This window comes from Streptomyces sp. NPDC058000 (assembly GCF_042886435.1).
Classification (GTDB): domain Bacteria; phylum Actinomycetota; class Actinomycetes; order Streptomycetales; family Streptomycetaceae; genus Streptomyces.
On record NZ_JBHVQS010000060.1, the window covers coordinates 1 to 23,485 of the forward strand.

Below are 23,485 nucleotides of genomic sequence, written 5' to 3' on the forward strand. Positions count from 1 at the left end.
GCTTGAGGATCCGGGCCTTCGACTTAAGTAGCGGGGACAGGATTTGAACCTGCGACCTCTGGGTTATGAGCCCAGCGAGCTACCGAGCTGCTCCACCCCGCGCCGTTGTGGGTTTACTGTAACCCACCCCCGACGACCAGCGCAAATTCCCTCCGCCCCGCCCGGGAACAGGGCCCAGGACCCGGCCCGATCGACCGCGCCCTGGGCACCGGAGTCACCGGCCTCGCCCGCCGGCGTCAGGCGCTCAGCTCCTCCTGGAGCGCCGTCCGCAGCCGGGCCGCCCGCTCCGCCACCTCCGGCGGCCCGAGATCCACGGCCCGCGCGCACCAGCGCTGGGCCTCCCCGAGCGCCCCACGACGGGCGGCGATCAGCGCCAACCGCAGCGCCGCCCGGCCGTGCCCGCTCTCGGCGGCGCGCTGCCACCACAGGGCGGCCTCGGGGAGGCTGCCCTCGCGGGCCAGCAGCAGCCCGAGGTTGAAGGCGCCGTTGCGGCTACCGGCCTCGGCCGCCTCGCGGTACCAGGCCGCCGCCTCGACGGCGTCCCCGCGAGCCGCCGCGAACATGCCAACCCGGACCTGGGCGCGGCGGTGACCCTGCCGTGCGGCCCGCTCGTACCACTGCCGGCTCTCGTCTTCCCCGGACCGCTCGTCGTCCGCTTCCACGGACCGGCGGTCGAGGAGGTCGGCGAGCCGGAAGGCCGCCTCGGCACTGCCGCCGCCGGCCGCGCAGCGCAGGTTCCGCTCCGCGTCCGGGAGGTCGCCGTCGCGCAGCTGCGCTATGGCGACCTGGAGCGCCGCCTCGGTGTGCCCGGCGGCCGCCGCCCGCTCGTACCAGGAGCGCGCCAGCCGTTCCTCGCCGCGCCCGGCGAACAGGATGCCGAGGTTGAACGCGGCGTCCACGCTGCCGGCTTCGGCCGCCTTGGAGAACCACGGCTCGGCCCCGGAGGCGTCGCCGCGCTGGAGCAGCAGGATGGCCAGCGCGTTGGCGGCCTCGCGGTGGCCGGCGTAGGCGGCGCGGCGGTACCACTGCTCGCCCCGGCCGGGGCGACCCTGCTCGGCGCAGAGCAGGCCGAGGTTGTAGGCGCCGTTGACGTCCCCGGCGTCCAGCGCGGCGCGGTACCAGCGCTCGGCGGTCTGGAGTTCACCGCGGTCGGCGTGGAGCGCGCCCAGGGCGTTGGCGGCGTTTCCGTCGCCGTCCTGGGCCGCCCGCCGCCACCACTCCGCGGCGCTCTCCTCGTCCCCGGCGTCACGCAGCAGGAAGCCCAGTGCGCAGGCTGCGCGGGCCTCGCCGTCCTTGGCCGCGGAGAGGTACCAGCGGCCGGCCTCCTGGATGTCGCCGCGCTCCTCCAGCAGCGCGCCGAGTTGCAGCGCGGCCCGCCGGTGGCCGCGGGCGGCGGCCTGCCGGTACCACTGCTCGGCCTCGGCCTGCTGGGTCAACTCCCCGTAGGCAGGCACCGTCCGGCGGTCGGCGTCGCGGCCGTCCTCGATGACCCGGGCGAGCCGGTAGGCGGCCTCGCGGTGGCCGCGCTCGGCGGCGGCCCGGAACCAGCGCTCGGCGCCGATGTCCCCGCGGTGCTCCAGGAGGTCGGCGAGGGCGTACGCGCCCAGGTAGTGGCCGGACTCGGCGGACTGGCGCAGCCAGTACTCGGCGGCCGGTTCGTCACCGCGCTCGCGGTAGTGGCGCCCCAGGGCGTGCGCCGCGGCAGCGGATCCGGCGACGGCGGCGATCCGCCACCAGCCGGCGGCCTCGTCGGCGTAGCCCCGCTGGTGGAGGAGGACGCCGAGGTTGTTGGCCGCGGCCCGGTCCCCGGCGGCGGCTGCGGAGCGGAGGTACGACTCGGCTCCATCGAGGTCGGCGCGGCGCAGCAGCATCGCACCCAGTGCGCTCATGGCGGCGGTGTCGCCCGCCTCGGCGGCGCGGCGGTACCCGGACTCGGTCACCGCGTCGGACGCCTCGGCCGTGCCGTCGGCCTCCATCGCGTCCATCGCCATCTCGGAATCGCGCCCCTCATCGGGCGCCTGCACAAACCGGTCCGTCTCCAACAACCTTGCCTTGTCCCCCATAAGAACCATCGTCGCATCACCTGTAACCCGCGTACACCTGGTATACCGCAGCCGGTGAGGTCACTTCAGCGGTTTGTCGACTTCCCGACACGGCGACATCCCAAACTCAAGCACACGACTTTCCCCCATGGGTTGTCCGACCCGCCCCGGACGAGCTTTGACCCGAACGCATGACAAAGGCCCGGATTCTCAAGGAATCCGGGCCTTGGTCTTTCAGTAGCGGGGACAGGATTTGAACCTGCGACCTCTGGGTTATGAGCCCAGCGAGCTACCGAGCTGCTCCACCCCGCGCCGTTGTGACTTCAACCTATCACGTCACGGGGGCCACTATTGACACACAGTTCCCGGTGGCCGCCGGTTCGCACCGACGGCCACCGGACCTCGGTCCGTGGCAGCGGCTCAACTGCCGGACTTGGCGCCCTTCTCGGACGCCTTGGCCGCCCGGTCCAGCGCGGCCTTCAGCTTCTTCTGGGCCTCGCCGTACGCGCCCCAGTCGCCGGCCACCCGTGCCTTCTCGCCGTCGTCGTACGCCTTCTCGGCGTCCGTCAGGGCCTGCTGCACGTTCTGGCCGGACGGCGGCGGCTGCTCGCCGGTCTGGCCGCCGCCGGGCGGGGTCTCCGAGCCCGCGCTCGGCGCCTTCTTGCCGAAGACGACGTCGAGCGCGTCCTTGAGGCTGTTCTCCAGGACGGGCTTGCTGTCGCCGTAGCTCACCAACACCTTCTTCAGGAGCGGGTAGTTGGTGTTGGCGCCGCGCAGGTAGACCGGTTCGACGTAGAGCAGCCCGCCGTCCAGGGGGACGGTCAGCAGGTTGCCGTACTCGATCTCCGAGTCGCCGAACTTCTTGAGGATGTTCAGCTCATTGGCGATCGTCGGGTCGGAGTTGAACTTCGACTGGGCCAGCTGCGGGCCCGGCACCGGTGTCTGCGCGGGCAGCTTCAACAGTCTGATCTTGCCGTAGTCGGAGCTCGTCGCATCGGCGTCGACCGCCATGAAGGCGCCCAGGTTGTCCTTCTTGTTGGGCGTGAAGGTCGTCGTCAGCGAGAACGCCTGTTCCTTCTGGTCGGGCATCTTCATGCTCAGGTAGTACGGCGGCACCGCGTTGCCCGACTTGGTGGTCGGGTCGCTGGGGATCTGCCAGCGCTCCGAACCGGTGTAGAAGGTGCCCGGGTCGGTGACGTGGTACGTGGTCAGCAGCTGGCGCTGCACCTTGAAGAGGTCCTGCGGGTACCGCAGGTGGGCCTGCAGGTCCGGGCTGATGGCGCTCTTCTTCTCGACCGTGCCGGGGAACGCCTTCATCCAGGTCTTGAGGACCGGGTCCTTGGTGTCCCACTGGTAGAGCTTGACCGTGCCGTCGTACGCGTCGACCGTCGCCTTGACGGAGTTGCGGATGTAGTTGACCTGGTTCTGCTGGGCCACCACCGCCCGCTGGCCGTCGGTGAGCGAGTCGGCGGTGCTGTCCCCGAGGGTGGTGCGCGAGGCGTACGGGTAGCCGTTGCTGGTGGTGTACGCGTCCACGATCCACTGGATCCGGCCGTCGATCACCGCCGGGTAGGCGTCTCCGTCGATGGTCAGCCAGGGGGCGACGGACTCGACGCGCTCCTTGGGCGTGCGGTTGTACAGGATCCGCGAGCCGTCACCGATGGCGCCGGAGTACAGGATCTGCGGCTCCCCGAACGCCACCGCGTACGCGGCGCGGTTGATCGGGTTGGCGAGGCTGACCCCGCTCTTGCCCTGGTAGCGGTAGCTCTTCTCACCGCTGTCGTCGGAGTAGTCCAGCTCCTGCTGCGGCCCACCCACGATGGAGTACTGGGTGGTCTTCTCGCCGTAGTAGACGCGCTGTTCGTGCGGCGGGAGCTGGCCCTTGGACGGCAGGTCCGACTCGGTGTACTGCGGGCCGCCGCCGTCGGCGGTCTCGGTCCCCTTGGCGGTGACCGCGCCGTAGCCGTGGGTGTACTTGAAGTGGTCGTTGATCCAGTTGCGCTCGGGGATGCCGGCGATGTTCAGCTCGCGCAGGCCGATGACGGTGTCCTGCTCCTTGCCGTCCTTGTCCTTGTACCGGTCGACGTCCAGGGTGGACGGGAACTGGTAGTAGGACCGCACCTGCTGCTGTTGCTGGAAGGCCGGCGAGACCACGTTCGGGTCGAGCAGGCGCATGCTGGCGGTGGTGTCCGCCTCGTCCCGGAGCCGCTGGCCGTCCTCCTTGGTGGCCGGCTTGTTGTTGCCCTTGTAGGGCGTCTCCTTGGAGTCCTGGATGTCGTACGCGTCCCGGGTCGCCTTGATGTTCTGCTTGATGTACGGCGCTTCCTTGGCCTGCTCGTTCGGCTGGACCTGGAACTTCTGGACGATCGCCGGGTACAGCCCGCCGATCAGGACGGCGGAGAGCACCATCAGGCCGAACCCGATCACCGGCAGCTGCCAGGTGCGCCGCCAGAGGGTGGCGAAGAACAGGACCGCACAGATCGCCGCGATGAAGAACAGGATCGTCTTCGCCGGAAGATAGGCGTTGGCGTCGACGTAGCGCAGACCGGTCCAGTTGTCGGCCGACTTCAGGCCGCTGGACTTCACCGCCAGGCCGTACCGGTCGAGCCAGTAGGCGATCGCCTTCAGGGAGACGAAGATGCCCAGCAGCACCGAGAGATGGCCGGTGGCGGCGGCGGTCGCCCGCGAACCGGGGCTGGTCAGCCGCAGCCCGCCATAGAGGTAGTGGGTGAGCGCGGCGGCCACCAGGGACAGCACCGCACAGGCGAAGCCGAAGCTCAACAGGAAGCGGTACCAGGGCAGATCGAAGGCGTAGAACGAGACGTCCTTGTGGAACTGCGGGTCCGTCGTGCCGAACGGGACACCGTTGACCCACTGGAGCCACGTGCTCCACTCACCGGAGGCGGAGGCCCCGGCGATCAGCCCGATCACCGCGGTGACCGCGACCAGCGCCCACTTCTTGAACGGGGCGACGCCCATGCGGTAGCGGTCCAGGCTCTGCTGCTCCGTGGACATCGCGCTGAGCGGCGGCCGCAGCCGGTGCGCCAGCCAGATGTTGACGCCGACGGCGACCGCCATCACGACGCCGAAGGCGAAGAACAGACCGATCTTGGTCCACAGGGTGGTGGTGAAGACCGAGGAGAAGTGGACCGACCGGTACCAGAGCCAGTCGGTCCAGAATCCCGAGAACATCACGAAGAGCATGGCCAATACGGCCAGCACGCCCAACGTCATGAGCAGGGTCCGCAGCCGTCGCGACGGTCGGCCGACTCTGATCCGTGGCCCGGTGGGGCCTCCGCCGCGGTCCGGCATCTGGAAAGCCAAGGTGCGCACCTCGAAGTTCGCTGTCGTGTGGGGCAGGCCCGGCGATAGTAGGACCCAGTGATGCAACTTACGACGGCTTTACTCGGTTCCCGATTTCCGGGGTTCACAAGGCACGATGTTGGGCATGACCAACCTCCCCGTTGACGGCACCCCCCTGGCCGCCGACCCGCTGACCCGCGCGGTACTCGAAATCGACGAGTACACCGCCGGACTCGGCTGGGATCAGCCCGCCCGTCTGTTCGCCCTCGTCGACACCGCCAAGCTCCGTACGCAGGAGCCCTCGCTCGCCGCCCAACTGGGCATCGACGAGTCCGCCGACACTTCCCTGACCCCCATCGAGCAGGACGAGATCCCGGCCGGCACACCGCTGGACGAGTTCCTCGCCACCATCGCCTGGCCGGACGCCGTCGTCGGCTGTGCGTTGACCGTGGAGCGCCTGATGCTCCCGCCGTCCGCCGAGAAGGCCGAGCCGGCGGGCATGACCGAGAAGCAACTCGCCAAGTGGGTCGCCGAGCACCCCGAGCGCCAGGAGGTGCGGATGACGGTGGCCGTCCTCCGGGACGGCGCCCGCGAATCGGCGCTGCGGCTGCGCGAGAAGGACTCCACCTCCGAGGTGCTGACCGGCAAGGCGCTCGTCCCCGGCCTCGCGGACGCACTGGCGGCGACCTTCGAGGAATAGCCGCGGCGGGCCGGACGGCCCGCCGGTCAACCCCCGCTACCGGCCTGCTGGGCTACAGCTCGGCAGGCCGGCGGTGTCGTTCTTGCGGATCTTCTCCAGCGCCTGCACCGCGTCTCCTATGGTGCCGACCTTGACCAGGCGGAGCCCGCTGGGGGTGTCCTTCGCGGCGGCCGCGCAGTTCTCCTTGGGCGTCAGGAAGAACTCCGCGCCCTTGTCCCGCGCACCGATCGTCTTCATCGAGATGCCGCCGATCGGGCCGACCTTGCCCTGGTCGTCGATGGTGCCCGTGCCGGCGACGAACTTGCCGCCGGTCAGATTCCCACCGGGAGTGAGCTTGTCGACGATGCCGAGCGCGAACATCAGGCCGGCGCTCGGGCCACCGACATCAGCGAGCTTCACGTCGATGGGGAACGGGAAGATGTGGTCCACCTGGGCCTGGATGCCCACCACCGCACGGCCGCTGTCCGCCGCAGTGGTGATCGGGATCTGCTTGCCGGGGCCCTCCGGCCGCTTGCCCTGCTTCTCCGCCGCGGCCGCCTCCTTGGCGGGGATGACGGTGAAGACCACCTTCTCGCCCGGCTTGTGCCGGGTGACGAACTTGGCGACGTCGCCGGTCTGCTGGACGTTCTTGCCGTCCACCGCCTTGATCACGTCGCCGGCGTGCAGCAGCCCGTCGGCCGGCTTGTCCTTGACGACGGCTCCCACGACGGTCTGACTGGCGACCGGGATGTGCAGCTGCTGGAGCGCGGCGGTCTTGGCGCTCTCCTGGGACTGGGTGAACTCCTCGGCGTTCTGCTGATCGGCCTGCTCGGCCGTCTGGCCCTCCGGGTAGAGCGTCTTGTGCGGCACCACCGCACTGCTCGGGTCCAGCCAGCCGTAGACCGCCTCGAAGAGGTTCATGTTGTAGTCCGGCCCGGTGACCCGGACCGTGGTCATGTTGAGGTTGCCGGTCGTCGGATAGGTCTTCCGGCCGGAGATCTGGAGCACCGGCTCACCGTTGTGATCACCGAGGGTGTTGACCGTCGGCCCCGGCGACATCTCGGCATACGGAACGGGAATCAGCACCCCGGCACAGAGCAGCGCGATCAGCATCAGGGTCGAGGCGAGCAGCGTCGCGGTGCGGCGTGGCATGGAACGACAGTACGGGACGGGTATGACAACCGGCCCGCGGGGCCGTCCGGACGGGGCACCGGAGGCGTCAGGCCGGTTCCGAGGCGTGCTCGGGGGCGGTCGTGGCGGAGGCGGGAGCGGCGTGCTCCTTCTCCATCGCGGCGCGGAACCGGGCATAGCCCGCCAGCTCGGCGACGTCCCCGGTCCGGCGGTTGCGCATGGCCCAGCTGCTCCACAGTGCAGCGATCAGCCCGGCCAGCACCGGAATCAGCAGCCAGAGGAGCGCTCCCATGGCGACCTCCCTACCCCTTGCGCGCCCGCGATCGACAAATAAGCAGATTAACCATCTGCCAGGTCAACGCTGGTGCCGGGGAGCCGGTTACGCAACCGGAACTCGGGATACCGGTTCAGCCTCAGAAGGGGACGGCTACGCGCCCACCCACTCCTCTGTCCCGTCCGAGAACGTCTGGTGCTTCCAGATGGGGACCTCGTGCTTGAGGTCGTCGATCAGCTTGCGGCAGGCGGCGAACGCCTCGGCGCGGTGGGGGCAGGAGACCGCGACGACCACGGCCAGATCGCCGATGGCCAGATCGCCCACCCGGTGGACGGCGGCCAGCGCGCGGACCGGATAGTCGGCGACGACCTTCTCGGCTACCCGGCGCAGCTCCTCCCCGGCGGTCGGGTGTGCGGAGTAGCCCAGTCCGTCGACGTCCGAGCCGCCGTCGTGCGAGCGGACGGTGCCGACGAAGAGTGCGGTGCCGCCCGCCGCCTGGTCCCCGACGGCCGCGAAGACCTCGTCCACGGACAGCGCGTCGTCGCGGATCTCCAGGAGCCGGATGGGGTCCGCGGTGCCCTGCTCACCAGGGTGGTCTCGGCCGGTGGACGGGCGGGTGTGCGTACCAGACATGGTCCCATCGTGCCGTACCGGGTACGCCTCGGGGAATGGCCGTTTCCACCGGGCGGCAGGGGCCCGGTATGGAGGCTCGTACAGTCCACGGCCCTGGTGCGCCGACCCCACCGGCCTACGGGACGGTCGGCGGTCGGCGGCCCCGGTGGCGTCAGATGCGGCGGCGGGCCTTGCGGGCGCGGCGGACCAGGGCCGCGGTACCCAGGAGGGCGACGGTGGCACCGGCCGCGCCGGCGGCGGTGGCGTCCTTGCGGCCGAGCCGGCGGCCGGCGACCGTGTGCCGTCCGGCGACCTCCTCCAGCAGTTCGGCGAGGACCTCCTCGTTGGTCCACCGGGGCCGCCAGCCCGCGTCATGCAGTCGACTGCCGCTGACCACCCAGGGGTGCATGGTGTAGGCGAGGTCCCCGGCGGGCGACGGCGTCAGGCCGATCCGGTGCAGCCGGGCGGCGGCGCCCAGCGCCACTGAGGACGGCAGCTCCATGCGCCGGATGCCGGAGAGCTCCTCGACCTCCTCCTGCTCCAGCCAGCCGTCGCAGCCCACCGCCAGCTCGCCCTCGACCTTCTCCAGGGCGGCGTGCTCCAGGGCGCTGACCAGGTCCTCCACGTGGCAGAACTGCCAGGCCGGGCGGGACCCGGCGACGACCAGGAGGCGCGGCGACTCGAAGTAGCGGGTCAGCGCGGTGTCGGTGCCGCCGACCAGGACGGCGGGGCGCAGCACGGTGACGTTCAGGCCCGGGTGGGCGCGCGGGGCGCGGCGCGCCAGGTGCTCGATCTCCAGGAGGTCGCCGACCCCGGTTGCGTCCGCCGTGGCCCGCAGTTCGGCGTCCTCGGCGAGCGGGACGTCGTTGTCGGGCAGCGCCCCGTAGACCATGGCGGAGGTGCACAGCACCACCCGGTGGACGCCGGCGGCCGCGGCGGCGGTCAGCACGGTCTGGGTGCCGCGCACGTTGTAGGCGGTGCGGGCCGTGGCGTCGGTCTCCAGGTCGAGATCGAGGGCGAGATGGACGACGACGTCCGTTCCGCGAAGTTTGTCGGCGATGGCGGGGTCACGGACGTCCAGCACGTGCCACTGCGCCTCGGGGACGTCGCCGGGCCGTTCGTCGATGGCCACCACCTGCTTGACCTCGTCGGACGCGACCAGGGCACGGGTGAGCAGCGCGCCGACCCCGGAGGCGGCTCCGGTGACGGCGACGACGGGGCGGCGCAGCGGCCGGTCGGCGTCGACCGGGGTGCGGTCTGCCTGTTCGGCTGTGGCGGCAGCGTTTCGCGCTGCGCGAACGGTCGGATCTGGGGAACTCACCGGGCGTCTCCAGCGGTTGTCTTCAGTACGGGCGCGCCGGACGCGTCCGTACCAGGTGGCATCCATCCTGCCGCAGCCACCGGGACAGCGAAGCACCGAGCCCCAGGGCGGGGCGAGTGTCTACGCTGGAGGTGATGTCGGGCAGCCGCCGTCGGCGTAGGGCCGGCGGCCCTACGAGCCGAGGAAACCCGTGAGTGACACCCCATTTGGATTCGGCCTTCCGCCGGAGGAGCCGGAGGACGGCGACAACGGCAAGCAGAAGGGCGGCCAGGGAGGTAGCCAGGGCCCCGCGAACCCCTTCGGGTTCGGCGGCGGGAGCGGCGACGCGGACAATCCGTTCGCGGCGCTCTTCGGCGGCATGGGGGGACCCGGCGGCCAGATGAACCCTGGTGACCTCGGCGCCGCCTTCCAGCGACTCGGCCAGATGCTCTCCTACGAGGGCGGCCCGGTGAACTGGGAGATGGCCAAGGACATTGCGCGGCAGACCGTCGCGCAGGGCGCCGAGGACGGCAGCAAGGACGCCAGCGTCTCCTCCGGTGAGCGGAGTGCGGTCCAGGACGCCGTACGGCTCGCGGACCTGTGGCTGGACGGGGTGACGTCGCTCCCGTCGGGTGCCGGCACCGTGGTGGCCTGGAGCCGCGCCGAGTGGGTCGAGGAGACCCTGCCGGTGTGGAAGGACCTGGTCGACCCGCTCGCCGAGCGGGTCGGGGCGGCGATGGGTGATGTGCTGCCCGAGGAGATGCAGGCCATGGCGGGCCCGCTGCTCGGGATGATGCGCTCCATGGGCGGCGCGATGTTCGGCACCCAGATCGGGCAGGCGCTGGGCGTGCTGGCCTCCGAGGTCGTCGGTTCGACCGACGTCGGGCTGCCGCTGGGCCCGGCCGGGAAGGCCGCGCTGCTGCCGGCGAACGTCAAGGCGTTCGGCGACGGACTGGGCGTCCCGGAGGAGGAGGTGCGGCTCTATCTGGCCCTGCGCGAGGCCGCCCACCAGCGGCTCTTCGCCCATGTGCCGTGGCTGCGCTCGCACCTGTTCGGTGCCGTCGAGGGCTACGCCCGCGGCATCAAGGTCGATACCTCCAAGCTGGAGGACGTGGTCGGCCAGATCGACCCGCAGCACCCCGAGGAGCTACAGAACGCCCTGCAAGGGGGCATGTTCCAGCCCGAGGACACCCCGGAGCAGAAGGCCGCGCTGGCCCGCCTGGAGACCGCGCTGGCGCTCGTCGAGGGCTGGGTGGACGCGGTTGTGCACGCCGCCGCCAAACCGCACCTGCCGTCCGCGGACAAGCTCCGCGAGACGCTGCGGCGGCGCCGGGCCACCGGCGGTCCGGCCGAGCAGACGTTCTCCACGCTGATCGGGCTCCAGCTGCGTCCGCGGCGCCTGCGGGACGCCTCGCGGCTGTGGGCCTCCCTGACGGACGCGCGGGGCCTGGACGGCCGCGACGGCCTGTGGGAACACCCGGACATGCTGCCGACGGCGGCCGACCTGGACGACCCGGACGGCTTCGTGCACCACGAGCACGCGGACTTCTCCGAACTCGACAAGATGCTGGGCGAGGCGGCGAGCGGTAGCGGCCCGGACCTGACCAAGCGGGCCGAGGACGGCACCGCCGAGGGCTCCGGGGACGGCCCGGCCGAGGGCGACCCGCGCGGCCCCGAGGACGAGGGCAAGGGCGAGGGCAAGGGCGACGGCACCAAGTGAGTCTGCATGCGGAAGCGGCGCGGGTGCTCAAGGAATGGCCCGCGCCGTCGGCTGATCAGGAGCGGCTGCGGCTGGCCTATCTGGACCACCTCGTGGCCCATCAGGACGGTATGTGGAAGCCGTGCAAGGACGGGCACATCACGGCCAGTGCGCTGGTGATCGACCCGGCCGGCGGGCGGGTGCTGCTCACCCTGCACCGCAAGCTGGAGATGTGGCTTCAGATGGGTGGCCACTGCGAGCCCGAGGACGCCTCGTTGGCCGATGCGGCGCTGCGCGAGGCGCGTGAGGAGTCCGGGATCGCGCACGGGCTGACGCTGCTGGGGTCCGCACCGGTGCGGCTGGACCGGCACCGGACGCCCTGCGCGGTGCATCTGGACGTGCAGTACGCCGCGTTGGCGCCCGCGAACGCGGTGGCGGCGATCAGCGACGAGTCACTGGACCTGCGGTGGTTCCGCTACGACGAGGTGCCCGCGGTCGCCGACGCGTCGGTGGTGCGCCTGGTGGCGGACACCCGGGCGCTGCTGTCCACGAATTCCTGACGCATCATCACGTCCGGCGCCCGCCCCTCCTCGGGGCGGGCGCCGGACGCATGTGTACAGCGGGGCGGCACGGCGGTCGGCCGCAGCCGCACCGGTCAGCGGCCTCGGGACGGGTCGCCCTGCGGTGCGCCGGGGGCTCCCGGGCCCTCTGGGCGGTGCCACGGGCCCGTACCGCCGTCCTCGGGGAGGGGCGCGCCCTGCCCCGGATACGGGGCGTACGGGGCTCCCGGGGGCTGCTGGCCCGGCTGACCGTACGCGCCGGGCGGCGGGAGCGGCGCGGGCTGGCCTTGGGGCGCGCCGTATCCACCGGGCGGCGGGGGCTGCTGGCCGTACTGCGGGGGCGGCGGGGGCTGTTGGCCGTACTGCGGCAGCGGCGGAGGCTGCTGACCGTAGGGGGGCGGCGGTGGCGGCTGCTGACCGTACTGCGGGGGCGGGGGCGGGGGCGGCTGCTGGCCGGCCGGGAAGCCACCGGGCGCCTGGCCGTACGGGGGCGGGGGCGGCGGAGGCCCCGGCATTCCCGGGGGCGGGGGCGGCCCCTGGACACCCGGGGGCGGCACCGGGCCGCCGGGCGGGAACATCGGCGCAATGACCGTCGGCGCACTGTGGATCTGCGCGGCGGCGGACTGCGGGGACTGTGCGACGGCCGGCTGCGGCAGCGGGGGCGGAGCCGACTGCGGGTGGTACGGCGCGGGCTCGCGCGGGTCGGGGGCGACGGGCACCGGCGGCGCCGGGACGGGCGCGGCGGAGGCGGGCGGCACCGAGGCCGGGGCGGGCCCCGGAACCGGCGGCGGCAGCGTGAAATCGGGCACGCCCTGCGCGGTGGCCGGCGGAGCCGGCGCCTCCCCGGCGGCGTCCTCCTCCAGGACCTCGCCGCCGAAGTTCGTCAGCAGCGCCTCCAGCCCGCCGTCGAAACCCTGGCCGACCGCGGCGAACCGCCAGACGTCCTTGACGTAGAGGTCACCGAGCATCACGGCACGCTCGGTGCTGAACTCGCCGCCGGTGAAGGGGTACCGGGCCACCTCTTGGCCGCCGGCCACGATGCGGAGGCAGCCGGGGCCGATCTGCGCCATCTGCCCGTCGCCGTCGAGGGCGGCGGTGAAGGTCAGCTTCCGGACGTACGGCGGAAGGCGGTCGAGGGCGACGCGGAAGGACTCGGTGTCGCCGGCCTGCGGGCCGAGCAGTCGGACCGCTTCCTCGGGAGCTTCGGGCTGGTTGAAGAAGACGAAGTAGCGGTCGTCGGAGAGCCGCTCGTCGGCGTCCAGACCGAAGCAGCTGATGTCGAAGGTCAAGCCGGGGCCGGCGATCTGCACCCCGATATACAGGTCCCGTTCCGCCGTCAGATCGACCAGCCTGGCCTTGTGGCCTCGCTGGAATTCCCTGGCCATGGGCAACGCCCCTCCCCCGCTCTCGCCTTGAGTCCCTACCCACGCCAGGCTAACGGCTGGCACTGACGGTCCGCGGCGGCGGGGCGCGTCGGGGGACAGCCGGCGCGATCAGCGGCGGCGGGCCGCGGGCAGATGCGGCAGTCGGTCGGCGGCCACCACGCCTTCGAGGTAGCCGCGGGCCCGCTCCGTGCGCGGATAGGGCTCCAGCAGCCCCCAGAACTCCGGTCCGTGGCCGGGGACGAGGAGGTGCGCCAGCTCGTGCAGCAGGACGTAGTCGATGACGTACTCCGGCATGCCCTGGAGGCGGTGCGACAACCGGATGCTGCCCTCGGCGGGGGTGCACGATCCCCAGCGGGTGTTCTGGTTGGTGACCCAACGGACCGATGCCGGCCGGGCTCGTCCGTCGAGGTACTGCCCGGAGAGCCGCTCGGCGCGTTCGGCCAGGTCGCCGTCGCCGAGCATCCGCTTGCTCTCCTGGGCGGCGAGCTTGTCCAGCATGACCGACACCCAGCGCTGCTCCTCGGCCTGCGACATCCGGGCCGGGATCAGGACGATCGTGCGGTCGCCCTCGCGGTACGCGGAGACCGTCCGGCGCCGCCGGGCACTGCGGCGCACCTCGACCGGGCGGGCCGGCGGGCTCGGTTCGGCCCGCCGCGGGCCGTCGGCGGCACGGCGCAGGGGCGTCTCCCCGGAACCGCGCGGGGAAGGGTCGGCGGGCACGCGCCCGACGTTACCCGCTGGCACTGGGGGAAGTCCCGACCCACGGACGGTTCGCCACCTGAACGCCCCCGGCGTGCACCGCTTGTACGACTCTCGGCCGCTGCCTGTGGATAACTTCCGGGTCCGGCGCCCGGCCGGCGCATGCTGGAGGCCGGACGAAAGGGAACGGGGGGCGGATGACATGCATCCGATGCTCAAGCCCGCGCTGCGGCGCGGCTGGCGGGACCGGGAGACCGTGCGGTTCGGCGTGGCGCCGGCCCATGCCCGGGTGGTCGGCCCGGTCGACCTCGCGACCGGTTGCTTCATCGAGCTGATCGACGGCACCCGCTCGCTGCCGCAACTGGTCGACGCGGCCGCGGCGCTGGACGTCGCGCCGGAGCGGGCGCGCGGGGTGGTGGAGCGGCTCGGCGCAGCCGGCCTGTTGGAGGCACCGGCGACGGACGGGCCGGCGGACGGCGCCGTGCGGGCGGACGGGCTGGCCGTCGAGCGGCTGCGGGCGGATCTGGCCGCGCTGTCCGTGCGGCAGCACCCGGAGGCGGCGGGACCGCTCGCGCAGTTGGGGGCGCGCCGCTCGGTCCGGGTGAAGGTGAAGGGGGCGGGGCGGGTGGGCGCCCAGATCGCGGCACTGCTGGCGGCCTCGGGGATCGGCCGGGTGGATGTGGTGGACGGCGGCACGGTCGCGCCGTGGGACGTGGTTCCGGGCGGGCCCACGGCCGGTCAGATCGGCGTACGGCGGGACGAGGCCGCGCGCCGGCTGGTCCGGGAGTCCTCCCCGTGGAGCCGCCGGCCCCGGTCCGGCGGCCCGGTCACCGAGGCCGGCGAACCCGGCATCTCCCTCCTGGTGCTCGCCCCGCGCGACGGCCTCGGTGCCTACGCCCCCGATCCGGTTCTCGCCACCCCCCTGCTCTCCGCCGGCATCCCGCACCTCTACGCGGGTGTGCTGGAGGGCACGGGAGTGGTGGGCCCGCTGGTGGTGCCCGGCGTCTCGGCTTGCGCCGGCTGCGACGAACTCCGCCGTACGGACACGGAACCGGCCTGGCCGCGGCTGCTCGCGCAGTGGCGTTCGGGGCGCGGTACGCCGGCGGTGCCGGCCTGCGACGCCGCACTGGCGACGGCGGTCGCGGGACTCGCCGCAGCCCAGGCGCTGACGTTCCTCGACGGCGAGCCGCCGCCGTGCACCGGGGCGCGGATGGAGCTCCCGCTGCCGTGTGCGAGCGTTCGGACGGTGCGGATCGCCCCGCATCCCGACTGCGGCTGCGGTGCCGCCGCGATACGGGACGCGGCGGACACCTCGGATCCTCGGCCGCGACACGCAACAATGACGGGATAACCCCGGTAGGGGACGGTGTGAGTTGGAGGGGCGCATGTCTGATCTTCCCCGCAAGGCGGTCACCCGCACCGCCAAGCTGGCCGCGCTGCCACTGGGGTTCGCCGGCCGCGCCACCTGGAGCCTGGGCAAACGGCTCGGCGGCAGGTCCGCCGAGATCGTCGGCCGGGAGCTCCAACAGCGCACCGCGGAGCAGCTCTTCAAGGTGCTCGGCGAGCTGAAGGGCGGTGCGATGAAGTTCGGGCAGGCCCTGTCCGTCTTCGAGTCGGCGCTGCCCGAGGAGGTCGCCGGTCCCTACCGCGCGGCCCTGACGAAGCTTCAGGAAGCGGCCCCGCCGCTGCCGACCAGCACCGTGCACGCCGTGCTGACCGAGCGGCTCGGCGCGGACTGGCGGGAATTGTTCGAGGAGTTCGAGGACAAACCAGCCGCCGCAGCATCGATCGGGCAGGTGCACCGGGCGGTGTGGCACGACGGCCGCGAGGTGGCCGTCAAGGTGCAGTATCCGGGGGCGGGCCCGGCGCTGCTGTCGGACCTGACGCAGCTCAGCCGGTTTGCGCGGCTGCTCGGGCCGCTGATCCCGGGCATGGACATCAAGCCGCTCATCACCGAGCTGCGCGACCGGGTCTCGGAGGAGCTGGACTACGCCCTGGAGGCCGAGGCCCAGCGGGCGCACGCCGCGGAGTTCGCCGGCGACTCGGACGTGGTGGTGCCGGCCGTGGTGCACCAGAGCGACCAGGTGCTGGTGACGGAGTGGCTGGAGGGGGTGCCGCTGTCCGAGGTGATCGCCCACGGCACCGAGGAGGAGCGCGACCGCGCCGGGCAGTTGCTGGCGCACTTCCTCTTCTCCGGTCCGGCGCGTACGGGCCTGCTGCACGCCGACCCGCATCCGGGCAACTTCCGGCTGCTGCCCGGCCAGTCGCCGGACGGGCCGGTGGCCGAGTGGCGGCTGGGCGTACTGGACTTCGGCACGGTCGACCGGCTGCCCGACGGGCTGCCGCCGACGATCGGCACCTCGCTGCGGATGGCGCTGGACGGCGAGGCGGACGCGGTCTACCGCATGTTGTGCGAGGAGGGCTTCGTCAAGGAGTCCATCGAGCTGGATCCGGACGCGATGCTGGATTACCTGCTGCCGATCATCGAGCCCGCGCAGGTGGACGCGTTCACCTTCACCCGGGGCTGGATGCGGCGGCAGGCGGCCCGGATCGGCGATCCGCGCTCCCCCGCGCACCAGTTGGGCAAGCAGCTCAATCTGCCGCCCGCCTATCTCCTGATACACCGTGTGACGTTGAGCACCATCGGGGTGCTGTGTCAGCTGGGGGCCACGGTGCGGCTGCGTGACGAGCTGGAGGCGTGGATGCCGGGATTCCTGCCCGCCGAAGCCGACGAGGCCACAGCAGAAGAGGACGCGGCAGAAGAGGAGACAGAGGACACGGCCGCGGAGGAGGCGGGCACGGGGAGCTCCGCCGGCAGCCCGGCGGAGAGCCCGGCCTGACCCTCACCACCAGTTGGAGTCCAGTCGGCCCTCGATGGCACGGATGTTGTCCCGGGCGCAGCGGTCGCAGAAGTACCGGCGCTCGCCGTTCTCGACCGAGCAGATCCACGTCGGCGGGGCGCCCTCGGCCACCGCGCCGCAGCGCGCACACACCGTGCCGTCGGAGGCCAACTCCGCCTGTTGATGCGTCTTCTGGTCCACCATCCGACGATATCCCCACGAGAACTGTGAAACGGGATGCAACGCACCACGGGGCCCGTCCTGTGGGACGGACCCCGTGGTAGCGACGGATCAGTGTGCGGTGCGGGGGTACCCGGTCACTGCATCACGGCCATGGCCAACGCCCGGCGGGCACGCTGCGACGCGCGCTCGGCGCGCCGCTGCATCCGCCGCGCGGCGGCGAGCCGATGTCCTCTGCGTTCGGACTCGGCTTCCGACAGGCGTTGTTCCACATGGGCCCTGGCCAGGGCTTCTGGCATGAGTTGCATGGCGAGGTTCCTGTTCTGACGCGACTCGATCGCGCCGAAGTTCGCGGGGGCGGTGGTCTCGGTGAAAGACGGGTTCATCGTGGGGTCCTGCTTCTGGGGATCCCGTGTGACGGGACGGTCGATCGTTCCTGTGCGCGCGGTGTTCATGCCATGACCGGGTTCTTACGCGGACGGCCCCGCGGACGCTTCCGCGGCACGACGACACCCTGGACGAAGAGCTCACCGCCCCAGACGCCCCACGGCTCGCGGCGGTCCTTGGCGCCGGCCAGGCAGGCCTCGCGCACCGGACAGGTCTGGCACAGCGTCTTGGCGTACTCGACGTCGGCCGGGGACTCCGCGAAGAAGACCTCGGGGTCGTAGGTGCGGCAGGGTACGGCGGTGCCGAGGCGGTCGATCTCGTCGTCGAGCTCGGTGAGGGGCAACAAGGGGTTCTCCTGGGGGTCGGGCGGAGGGATCAGGTCGGCGGCGGACGGGGTGTGCGTCTGGAGTTGCACTGTGGTGTGTTCCTCGTCTGTTCCGGCCCGGCTGGTGGCGGGCACATTGGGCAAAACAAAAGGACCGCGGATCCCGGTGAGGGTTCCGCGGCCCTGGAAGGTGCCGACCTGATCGCCGATCAGGCTGGATCTCTCCAGGATTCGTGGCCGCGGTAGGCCCACATGTCATGCTGCGACTGGTACTTCCGGGATTCGGCACCATTGGCCGGCGTCGCGAAGGCGGAGGCATTCGCCGCTTCCTTCACTACCGCTGCCGCGGGTGCCTCGGTCGGTCGCACGAAGCGCTCGCTCACCGTCAGGACGGCGAGGGCGTCGGGACGCGCGACCTCGGTACCGGAAGGACGGCCGGAGCCGGACAGACCGGTGCCCAGGAGCGAGAAGCCGAGAGCGCAGGGGGCGACGACCGAGAGATCGGTCATTTTGTTGGTCTCGATGAAGCTGATCACTGGGCTCGCCTCCTCTCGGCGTCTAGGGGATCGGGAAAACCCGATCCGGGGTGTTCAAGTACAGCACGGAATCATCGGATCCCGGAAGTTCCGTTGTTTCCGCTGCTCCCGAAGGCTATGGGGATGCGCTCCGCGCACGCAAACTATTTTTCCGACGAGTTTTCCGCGGCGTCGTCGGACCCGTCCGCGACGTCCCCACCGGGCTCCGCACCAGGCTCCTCGCCGGCACAGATCGCGAGCACGTCGGTGCCGAAGCGGTCGAGCTTGCGGCGGCCCACGCCGGGGATGACGGCCAGCTCCTCGGCGGTCGCCGGGACGACCTCGGCGATGGCCATCAGGGTCTTGTCGGTGAAGACGCAGTAGGCGGGCTGGCGGGTCTGCGCGGCCTGCTCGGCGCGCCAGTCCCGCAGCCGCTCGTAGAGCGCCTCGTCGAGCTCCGAGGGGCAACTCTCGCAGCGCATCAGCTTCATCTCGCCGGGGTCGGTCAGCGTGCGGTTGCAGACCCGGCAGCGGGCCGGGCTGCGGTGCGTACGGCGCGGTCGGCCGGGGGCCGCCGGGGCGCTGCCGCCGCGCTCGACGCCGCCGGTGACCAGGCCCGACGTGCGGCGGCGGGCCGCCCCGCCGGAGCCGGGCCGCAGGCCGTCGAGGAAACGGCTGGCGCTGCGCACGGGCCGCCCGCCGGGTGAGCGGGCCAGCGACCAGGACATCGCCAGGTGGCGCCGGGCGCGGGTGATGCCGACGTAGAGCAGCCGGCGCTCCTCCTCGACCTGCTCGTCGGTGCGGGCGTGGTGGATCGGCAGCATGCCCTCGGTGAGGCCGACCAGGAACACCGCGTCCCACTCCAGGCCCTTGGCGGCGTGCAGCGAGGCGAGGGTGACGCCCTCGACGGTGGGGGCGTGCTGAGCCGCGGCCCGCTCGTCCAGCTCGGCGACGAGGTCGGCGAGGGTGGCGGTGGGGCGGGCCCGGACGAAGTCCTCGGCGAGCCGGACCAGGGCGGCCAGCGACTCCCAGCGGTCGCGCGCCGCGCCGGAGCCGGCCGGCGGCCGGTCGGTCCAGCCCATGTCGCTGAGCACCGCGCGCACCTCGGACGGCAGGCCGGCCGCGCCGGCGAGCAGGGTGTCGTTGCCGCCGAAGCGGGCCGCGCCGCGCAGTTTGACGCCGGCCTCGCGCACCTCGGGCCGCTCGAAGAACCGCTCGGCGCCGCGCAGCTGGTACGGCACGTCGACGTCGGCGAGGGCCTGCTCGTAGACCTCGGACTGGGCGTTGATGCGGAAGAGGACCGCGATCTCGCTGGCCGGGACGCCGGCGGCGATCAGGTCGCGGATCCGGCGGGCGGTGCCCTCGGCCTCGGCGGGCTCGTCGGCGTACTCGGTGAAGACCGGCTCGGCGTCCGGCTCGCGCTGCGAGACCAGCTCCAGGCGGTGCTCGGCGGCGCGGCCCCGGGCCCGGGAGAGCAGGCCGTTGGCGAGGTGGACGACCTGGGGGGTGGAGCGGTAGTCGCGGACGAGCTTGACGACCGTGGCGTGCGGGTGGCGGATGCGGAAGTCGAGGAGGTGGTCAGGGGTGGCGCCGGTGAAGCTGTAGATCGTCTGGCTGGCGTCGCCGACCACGCACAGGGTGTCGCGGTCGCCCAGCCACAGCTCCAGCAGCCGCTGCTGGAGCGGGCTGACGTCCTGGTACTCGTCGACGACGAAGTGCTGGTACTGGGTGCGGACCTGCTCGGCGATGTCGTGCCGGTCCTGGAGCACGCCGACCGTGAGCAACAGCACATCCTCGAAGTCGATGGTGCCGCGGTCCCGTTTGAGCTGCTCGTACGTGGCGTATATCTGGCCGATCTCGGCGGGATCGCGGGGTGCCTCGCGGCCGGCCTTGGCGACCGCGGCCGGATAGTCGGCGGGCACCGTCTGGGTGACCTTGGACCATTCGATCTCGCCGGTGACGTCGCGCAGCTCGTTGCGGTCGAGGCGGAGGCGGCAACGGCCGGCGGCCTCGGCGACCAGCGGGCCCTTGCGGTCCAGCAGCCTCGGCAGCTCACCGCCGACCGCCCGGGGCCAGAAGAACTGGAGCTGGCGCAGGGCCGCGGAGTGGAACGTGCGGGCCTGGACGCCGGCCGCGCCGAGCTGCCGGAGCCGGCCGCGCATCTCGCCGGCGGCACGGGCGGTGAAGGTGACCGCGAGCACACTGGCGGGTTGCAGGATCCCGGCCTGGACGCCGTAGGCGATGCGGTGGGTGATCGCGCGGGTCTTGCCGGTGCCGGCGCCGGCCAGGACGCACACCGGTCCGTGCAGGGCCGTGGCGACCTCTCGCTGCTCGGGGTCGAGCCCTGCGAGCACCGCGTCCGCCCCGCTCGGCGGAACCGCGTGGGGAGAGCCGCCCGGAACCTGCGGGAAGAGAGTGGCGTCCGTTGCTGCTGTCACCCCGCCATGCTGCCAGGTCCGCCGGCGCACCCGGGAAAACCGTCCACACCGCATGGGGACCGGTCGTACCGGTGGGCCCCGGCTGGGGACGGTGGCGGGGTGCCGGCGAGTGGCCGGGAACACGTCCGGGGTGGCCGGGAATGGTCCGGGCCCGGTGGGCGTTGTTGAGATCGGTGCCACGGCGTCGGAGCGACGCGCGTGGCACATGATCACGATCAAGACCGAGCTAAGGAGCGCGGGACGCATGGCGGGCACTGTGACGATGTACAGCACGACCTGGTGCGGTTACTGCCGTCGGCTGAAGGGCCAGATGGACCGCGAGGGCATTGCCTACACCGAGATCAACATCGAGCAGGACCCGGAGTCCGCGGCGTTCGTGGAGAAGGCCAACGGCGGCAACCAGACGGTGCCGACCGTGCTCTTCGCCGACGGCACGACGCTGACCAACCCGTCCCTGGCACAGGTCAAGGAGAAGGTGGCCGCGGCCTGAGGGCCGGGCGCACCGCCAAAGCGGGGCCGTCGGCCGGTCCGTGAGGGAGCCGGTCGACGGCCCGTGCTGTGCACGGCCCGGGCCACGGTGTCGTCCGTGGTCCGGGCCATAGTGCTGCCCGTGGTCCGGGCCGCAGTGCTGTCCGCGGCCCCGGCTGCGAAGGTGACGGCCCCGGCCGCGGGGGTCACGGCCCGGACCGGTGACATCACGGCTTGGGCAGCGGCTTGCCGTACCAGCGCTCGATGAGCCGCGCCGCGATGGAGATGCCGTAGGGCGGGAGGACCTCGCCGGAGGCGAAGGCGGCGCAGAGGTCGTCCCGGGAGAACCATCGGGCCTCCTCGATCTCCTCGCCGTCCACCTGGATCTCGGAGGAGGTGGCGCGGGCCATGAAGCCCAGCATCAGGCTGGAGGGGAAGGGCCAGGGCTGGCTGGCGACGTACTCCACGTCACCGACGACGACCCCGGCCTCCTCGTAGACCTCCCGGGCGACCGACTGCTCGATGGACTCGCCCGGCTCGACGAACCCGGCGAGGGTGGAGAAGCGTCCCTCGGGCCAGTGGACCTGGCGGCCGAGGAGGGCGCGGTCCTGGTCGTCGGTGACGAGCATGATCACGGCCGGGTCGGTGCGCGGGTAGTGCTCGGCGCCGCAGGCCGGGCAGCGGCGGATGTGGCCGGCCGCCGCGATGACCGTCCGCTCGCCGCAGCGGGAGCAGAAGCGGTGCATCCGCTGCCAGTTCTCCAGGGCCACGGCGTGGACGAGGAGGCCGGCGTCCCGGGGGGAGAGCAGCAGGCCGGCCTCGCGGAGTCCGGCGGCGCGGGCGGACTGGTCCAGCCGGCCGGGCAGCGCGTCCTTCTGGAGGGCGAAGTAGCTGACGCCGTCCTCGTCGGTGCCGAGGTAGTAGCGGTGGGCCTCGGTCATCGGCGCCTCGAAGGAGGGCGTCATGATCAGTTCGGTGCGGCCGTCGGGGGTGTCGTCGATCAGCGCCTGGCCCCCGGACACGACGAAGACCCGCGTCGTCGGGTGGCTCCAGGCCGCCGCCAGCCATGCCTCGTCCTGACGGTGGTGGGCGGAGCGGTCAATTCCGCTCGGCGCGCTGAAGGTGATCGGTCGGTCGGCCGTGCGGTCGGTCCAGATGGTCACTACTGTTTCCAACTCCCCCTGTGGCGTGGGTGATTGCTGCGTGCGGGCGCGGAGCGGTACGGCGGTGGGCGCGGGTCAGGCCGGGCGCCAGGCGTCCGCCAGGTCGCCCCAGAGGTAGGCGGCGGTCTCGACGCCCTTCATCAGCAGGTCGAGTTCGACCTTCTCGTTCGGCGCGTGCCAGCCGTCGGAGGGCACCGAGATGCCCAGGAAGAGGACCGGGACGCCGAGGACGTCCTGGAGGTCGGCCGCCGGACCCGAACCACCCTCGCGGGTGAAGCGGATCTCCGTCTCGAAGGCCCGGCTCATGGCGCGGGCAACGGACTGGAGCGCGGGGTGGTCGAGCGGGGTGAGGCAGGGGCGGGTGGCGCCCCACCAGGTGATCTCGTGGCGGATGCCGGCCGGGAGCCGGGCGGCGACCCAGGCGCGGACCGCCTGCTGGACGGCCTCGGCATCCTGGCCGGCGACCAGGCGGAAGGAGAGCTTCAGCTGGGCGGAGGCCGGGACGATGGTCTTGCCGCCGGGGCCCTGGTAGCCGCCGCCGATGCCGTTGACCTCGGCGGTGGGGCGGGCCCAGATGCGCTCCAGGGTGGTGGCGCCGGCCTCGCCGAGGGTGGCGTGCGAGTGCGCGGTGCGCAGCCAGCGCTCCTCGTCGAAGGGCAGCTCGGCGAAGAGCTCCCGCTCCCGGTCGGTGAGTTCGACCACGCCGTCGTAGAAACCGGGGATCGCGACCCGGCGGTCGGCGTCGTGCAGCGCGGCGGCGAGTCGGGCCGCCTCGATGGCCGGGTTGGGCACCGCGCCGCCGAACGAGCCGGAGTGGATGTCCTGGTCGGGACCGTGCAGATCGATCTGACAGTCCGTCAGCCCGCGCATGCCGGTGCAGACGGTGGGAGTGTCCTCGGCCCACATTCCGGTGTCGGAGACGACCACCGCATCGCAGGCCAGGCGGTCCGCACGCGCCGTGATCAGGGCCGGGAAGTTCGGGGAGCCGGACTCCTCCTCGCCCTCGATGAGCAGCTTGAGGTTGACGGCGGGGGCGGTGCGGCCGGTCGCGGCGAGGTGGGCGCGGACGCCCAGGGTGTGGAAGAAGACCTGGCCCTTGTCGTCGGCGGCGCCGCGCGCATAGAGCCGGCCGTCGACGGTCACCGGCTCGAAGGGGTCGGTGTGCCAGCCGTCCTCGCGGGCGGCGGGCTGCACGTCGTGGTGGCCGTAGACGAGCACCGTCGGGGCGGTCGGGTCCCCGGAGGGCCACTCGGCGAACACCGCGGGCAGTCCCTCGGTCTCCCACACCTCGGTCACCGGGAAGCCGGTCTCCGCGAGCTTGGCGGCGAGCCAGTCGGCGCTGCGGCGCACGTCGGCGGCGCGGCCGGGATCGGCGGAGACGGAGGGGATGCGCAGCCACTCCGCGAGGTCGTCGAGGAAGGCGTCGCGGTGGCCGGTGAGGTACGCGCGGACGGCGTTGTCCGGGGTGGTGCTCATACTCCCGAG

Annotated in this window: 20 protein-coding genes, 2 tRNA genes and 1 pseudogene; 6 read left to right on the forward strand and 17 right to left on the reverse strand. The window is 72.4% G+C overall.

Going from position 1 to position 23,485, the window contains the following annotated elements; all coding sequences use genetic code 11:
- Window positions 1–28 precede the first annotated feature (28 nt).
- From ACFVT2_RS35630 to ACFVT2_RS35645, 4 genes are all read right to left on the reverse strand, one after another.
- A tRNA-Met gene (locus ACFVT2_RS35630) sits at window positions 29–102 on the reverse strand.
- A gap of 134 nt (window positions 103–236) precedes the next feature.
- Window positions 237–2,072 carry a tetratricopeptide repeat protein gene (locus ACFVT2_RS35635; protein ID WP_390024877.1) on the reverse strand — a complete coding sequence of 612 codons (1,836 nt, stop codon included), beginning with the start codon at window positions 2,070–2,072 and terminating at the stop codon, window positions 237–239.
- A gap of 208 nt (window positions 2,073–2,280) precedes the next feature.
- Window positions 2,281–2,354: transfer RNA gene (locus ACFVT2_RS35640), tRNA-Met, on the reverse strand.
- Between the two features lie 108 nt (window positions 2,355–2,462).
- Window positions 2,463–5,276 carry a UPF0182 family protein gene (locus tag ACFVT2_RS35645; protein WP_390024879.1) on the reverse strand — a complete coding sequence of 938 codons (2,814 nt, stop codon included), beginning with the start codon at window positions 5,274–5,276 and terminating at the stop codon, window positions 2,463–2,465.
- A gap of 214 nt (window positions 5,277–5,490) precedes the next feature.
- Here ACFVT2_RS35645 and ACFVT2_RS35650 point away from each other — a divergent pair, with 214 nt between their 5' ends.
- The gene (locus ACFVT2_RS35650) at window positions 5,491–6,045 is read left to right on the forward strand and encodes a PPA1309 family protein (RefSeq protein WP_390024881.1); all 555 of its coding nucleotides are present in this window, start codon (window positions 5,491–5,493) and stop codon (window positions 6,043–6,045) included.
- A 36-nt stretch (window positions 6,046–6,081) separates the two neighbouring features.
- On the opposite strand, the gene ACFVT2_RS35655 is transcribed toward ACFVT2_RS35650, so the two are convergent.
- From ACFVT2_RS35655 to ACFVT2_RS35670, 4 genes are all read right to left on the reverse strand, one after another.
- A complete protein-coding gene (locus ACFVT2_RS35655; protein ID WP_390024883.1) occupies window positions 6,082–7,176 on the reverse strand; it encodes a PDZ domain-containing protein in 1,095 nt (364 codons plus the stop codon).
- Between the two features lie 67 nt (window positions 7,177–7,243).
- On the reverse strand, window positions 7,244–7,447 hold the full coding sequence (locus tag ACFVT2_RS35660; RefSeq protein WP_390024885.1) for a hypothetical protein: 204 nt from the start codon (window positions 7,445–7,447) through the stop codon (window positions 7,244–7,246).
- Window positions 7,448–7,582: 135 nt separating this feature from the next.
- Window positions 7,583–8,062, reverse strand: a complete 480-nt coding sequence (locus ACFVT2_RS35665) for a molybdenum cofactor biosynthesis protein MoaE (protein ID WP_390024887.1) — start codon at window positions 8,060–8,062, stop codon at window positions 7,583–7,585.
- Between the two features lie 151 nt (window positions 8,063–8,213).
- The gene (locus ACFVT2_RS35670; RefSeq protein ID WP_100599895.1) at window positions 8,214–9,362 is read right to left on the reverse strand and encodes an SDR family oxidoreductase; all 1,149 of its coding nucleotides are present in this window, start codon (window positions 9,360–9,362) and stop codon (window positions 8,214–8,216) included.
- Window positions 9,363–9,552: 190 nt separating this feature from the next.
- Here ACFVT2_RS35670 and ACFVT2_RS35675 point away from each other — a divergent pair, with 190 nt between their 5' ends.
- Window positions 9,553–11,061, forward strand: a complete 1,509-nt coding sequence (locus ACFVT2_RS35675) for a zinc-dependent metalloprotease (RefSeq protein ID WP_390024889.1) — start codon at window positions 9,553–9,555, stop codon at window positions 11,059–11,061.
- Entirely contained in the window at window positions 11,058–11,600 is a 543-nt protein-coding gene (locus ACFVT2_RS35680; RefSeq protein WP_390024891.1) for an NUDIX hydrolase, read from the forward strand. Before ACFVT2_RS35675 ends, ACFVT2_RS35680 begins: the two co-directional genes overlap by 4 nt.
- Window positions 11,601–11,866: 266 nt before the next feature.
- Here the strand turns inward: ACFVT2_RS35680 and ACFVT2_RS35685 are convergent.
- A pseudogene (locus ACFVT2_RS35685) lies at window positions 11,867–12,985 on the reverse strand (TerD family protein); the annotation flags it as partial.
- A 108-nt stretch (window positions 12,986–13,093) separates the two neighbouring features.
- A complete protein-coding gene (locus tag ACFVT2_RS35690; RefSeq protein WP_390024893.1) occupies window positions 13,094–13,705 on the reverse strand; it encodes a M48 family metallopeptidase in 612 nt (203 codons plus the stop codon).
- Window positions 13,706–13,895: 190 nt separating this feature from the next.
- On the opposite strand from ACFVT2_RS35690, the gene ACFVT2_RS35695 reads away from it, so the two are divergent.
- Together ACFVT2_RS35695 and ACFVT2_RS35700 are read left to right on the forward strand one after the other, a co-directional pair.
- Window positions 13,896–15,035 carry a TOMM precursor leader peptide-binding protein gene (locus ACFVT2_RS35695; protein ID WP_390024948.1) on the forward strand — a complete coding sequence of 380 codons (1,140 nt, stop codon included), beginning with the start codon at window positions 13,896–13,898 and terminating at the stop codon, window positions 15,033–15,035.
- Window positions 15,036–15,069: 34 nt separating this feature from the next.
- Window positions 15,070–16,524, forward strand: a complete 1,455-nt coding sequence (locus tag ACFVT2_RS35700) for an ABC1 kinase family protein (RefSeq protein ID WP_390024895.1) — start codon at window positions 15,070–15,072, stop codon at window positions 16,522–16,524.
- 3 nt (window positions 16,525–16,527) lie between these two features.
- On the opposite strand, the gene ACFVT2_RS35705 is transcribed toward ACFVT2_RS35700, so the two are convergent.
- The 5 genes from ACFVT2_RS35705 to ACFVT2_RS35725 form a co-directional block, all read right to left on the reverse strand.
- Entirely contained in the window at window positions 16,528–16,728 is a 201-nt protein-coding gene (locus ACFVT2_RS35705) for a hypothetical protein (RefSeq protein ID WP_390024897.1), read from the reverse strand.
- Window positions 16,729–16,841: 113 nt separating this feature from the next.
- Entirely contained in the window at window positions 16,842–17,159 is a 318-nt protein-coding gene (locus tag ACFVT2_RS35710) for a hypothetical protein (RefSeq protein ID WP_390024899.1), read from the reverse strand.
- Complete coding sequence (locus ACFVT2_RS35715) at window positions 17,156–17,506, reverse strand: WhiB family transcriptional regulator (protein ID WP_390024901.1); 351 nt, start codon at window positions 17,504–17,506, stop codon at window positions 17,156–17,158. Before ACFVT2_RS35715 ends, ACFVT2_RS35710 begins: the two co-directional genes overlap by 4 nt.
- 119 nt (window positions 17,507–17,625) lie before the next feature.
- On the reverse strand, window positions 17,626–17,952 hold the full coding sequence (locus tag ACFVT2_RS35720; protein ID WP_390024903.1) for a hypothetical protein: 327 nt from the start codon (window positions 17,950–17,952) through the stop codon (window positions 17,626–17,628).
- 143 nt (window positions 17,953–18,095) lie between these two features.
- The gene (locus ACFVT2_RS35725; protein ID WP_390024905.1) at window positions 18,096–20,423 is read right to left on the reverse strand and encodes an ATP-dependent DNA helicase UvrD2; all 2,328 of its coding nucleotides are present in this window, start codon (window positions 20,421–20,423) and stop codon (window positions 18,096–18,098) included.
- 190 nt (window positions 20,424–20,613) lie between these two features.
- On the opposite strand from ACFVT2_RS35725, the gene ACFVT2_RS35730 reads away from it, so the two are divergent.
- Window positions 20,614–20,859 (forward strand): mycoredoxin, encoded by a 246-nt coding sequence (locus ACFVT2_RS35730; protein ID WP_039632983.1) that lies wholly within the window; start codon window positions 20,614–20,616, stop codon window positions 20,857–20,859.
- 205 nt (window positions 20,860–21,064) lie between these two features.
- Here the strand turns inward: ACFVT2_RS35730 and nudC are convergent, their stop codons facing one another.
- Both nudC and ACFVT2_RS35740 read right to left on the reverse strand, forming a co-directional pair.
- On the reverse strand, window positions 21,065–22,000 hold the full coding sequence (gene nudC, locus ACFVT2_RS35735; protein WP_390024907.1) for an NAD(+) diphosphatase: 936 nt from the start codon (window positions 21,998–22,000) through the stop codon (window positions 21,065–21,067).
- A 75-nt stretch (window positions 22,001–22,075) separates the two neighbouring features.
- Complete coding sequence (locus tag ACFVT2_RS35740; protein WP_390024909.1) at window positions 22,076–23,476, reverse strand: dipeptidase; 1,401 nt, start codon at window positions 23,474–23,476, stop codon at window positions 22,076–22,078.
- Window positions 23,477–23,485 lie beyond the last annotated feature (9 nt).

Excerpts from the sequence above, each read along its gene's own strand:
- ACFVT2_RS35635 (WP_390024877.1), bottom strand. The coding sequence starts at position 2,072 with ATGGTTCTTATGGGGGACAAGGCAAGGTTGTTGGAGACGGACCGGTTT.
- ACFVT2_RS35645 (WP_390024879.1), bottom strand. The coding sequence starts at position 5,276 with ATGACGTTGGGCGTGCTGGCCGTATTGGCCATGCTCTTCGTGATGTTC.
- ACFVT2_RS35650 (WP_390024881.1), top strand. The coding sequence starts at position 5,491 with ATGACCAACCTCCCCGTTGACGGCACCCCCCTGGCCGCCGACCCGCTG.
- ACFVT2_RS35655 (WP_390024883.1), bottom strand. The coding sequence starts at position 7,176 with ATGCCACGCCGCACCGCGACGCTGCTCGCCTCGACCCTGATGCTGATC.
- ACFVT2_RS35660 (WP_390024885.1), bottom strand. The coding sequence starts at position 7,447 with ATGGGAGCGCTCCTCTGGCTGCTGATTCCGGTGCTGGCCGGGCTGATC.
- ACFVT2_RS35665 (WP_390024887.1), bottom strand. The coding sequence starts at position 8,062 with ATGTCTGGTACGCACACCCGCCCGTCCACCGGCCGAGACCACCCTGGT.
- ACFVT2_RS35695 (WP_390024948.1), top strand. The coding sequence starts at position 13,896 with ATGCTCAAGCCCGCGCTGCGGCGCGGCTGGCGGGACCGGGAGACCGTG.
- ACFVT2_RS35700 (WP_390024895.1), top strand. The coding sequence starts at position 15,070 with ATGTCTGATCTTCCCCGCAAGGCGGTCACCCGCACCGCCAAGCTGGCC.
- ACFVT2_RS35705 (WP_390024897.1), bottom strand. The coding sequence starts at position 16,728 with ATGGTGGACCAGAAGACGCATCAACAGGCGGAGTTGGCCTCCGACGGC.
- ACFVT2_RS35710 (WP_390024899.1), bottom strand. The coding sequence starts at position 17,159 with ATGAACACCGCGCGCACAGGAACGATCGACCGTCCCGTCACACGGGAT.
- ACFVT2_RS35725 (WP_390024905.1), bottom strand. The coding sequence starts at position 20,423 with ATGCGGTGTGGACGGTTTTCCCGGGTGCGCCGGCGGACCTGGCAGCAT.
- ACFVT2_RS35730 (WP_039632983.1), top strand. The coding sequence starts at position 20,614 with ATGGCGGGCACTGTGACGATGTACAGCACGACCTGGTGCGGTTACTGC.
- ACFVT2_RS35740 (WP_390024909.1), bottom strand. The coding sequence starts at position 23,476 with ATGAGCACCACCCCGGACAACGCCGTCCGCGCGTACCTCACCGGCCAC.